The organism is Neobacillus pocheonensis (assembly GCF_050477905.1).
In the GTDB taxonomy this organism is placed as follows: Bacteria; Bacillota; Bacilli; order Bacillales; family Cytobacillaceae; genus Neobacillus; species Neobacillus pocheonensis_A.
Map to the genome: position 1 here is coordinate 1 of NZ_JBCNAD010000056.1, position 1151 is coordinate 1151.

Annotated in this window: 1 protein-coding gene; it reads left to right on the top strand. The window is 38.2% G+C overall.

From position 1 onward, the window contains the following. Positions 1 to 1069, top strand: a 1069-nt coding sequence (ltrA, locus tag ABES02_RS25335; protein WP_430140541.1) for a group II intron reverse transcriptase/maturase, incomplete at its 5' end; no start/stop codon positions are given. Positions 1070 to 1151: the final 82 nt, after the last annotated feature.

Here is a 1151-nt window from a genome sequence, read left to right on the forward strand (position 1 = left end):
AGAAAATGGCAAGATGCGCAAATTGGGAATACCAACAGTAGTGGATAGAGTCGTTCAACAAGCCATTCATCAAGTTCTCAGCCCGATATTTGAAAAGCAGTTCAGTGAATTCAGTTACGGCTTTAGACCGAAAAGAAGCTGTGAGATGGCAATTATTAAAAGCTTGGAATTTCTGAATGATGGATACGATTGGGTTGTGGATATTGACCTTGAAAGATTTTTCGATACAGTCCATCACGATAAACTCATGCGAATTATTTCTAATACAATAGATGATGGAGATGTCATTTCCCTAATAAGGAAATATCTTGTCAGTGGAGTAATGGTGAATGGGAAATATGAAGAAATACCAGTTGGAACTCCGCAAGGAGGAAACCTAAGCCCACTGCTGAGTAATATTATGTTGAACGAATTGGATAAGGAACTAGAAAGTAGAGGACTCCAATTCGTGAGATACGCTGATGACGCCCTAATCTTCGTGAAGAGTGAGAAAGCAGCGAATAGAGTGATGGAAACAATCGTGAGATTTATAGAAAATAAATTAGGGTTAATAGTCAATGTAGAAAAGAGTAAAATCTCCCGTCCAAAAGATTTGAAATTCTTAGGATTCGGATATTATTACGATTCTAAGAATGAGAAATACCAAGTAAAACCCCATCTCACGTCAATACAAAAATTTCAAAGAAAGCTTCGGCAATTAACAAAGCGAAATTGGAGTGTTCCGCTAGACTACCGAATCTTAAAACTAAAACAAGTCACACTTGGGTGGGTTAATTACTTTAGAATCTCGAATATGAAAAAAGCGATGACTGAGATAGATAGGAAGCTTCGCTCCAGAATTAGAGTTATCATCTGGAAGCAATGGAAGGTATCAAAGAAACGAATCAAATCGCTTGTTCAACTAGGGATTCCAGAGGAAGAGGCGAAAGGATTAACTTTCTGTCGGAAAGGTTATCGGTACATCGGACTTTCGAAGGTTGTTCAAAGAGCAATCTCAAACAAAAGACTAAAGCAGAGGGGACTTCCCTCTGCTTTAGAACATTATCTAAAAGTACACACTGTAATATAAATTGAACCGCCGTATACGGAACCGTATGTACGGTGGTGTGAGAGGGGCGAAAATAATCAATTTATTTTCCCTCTACTCGATT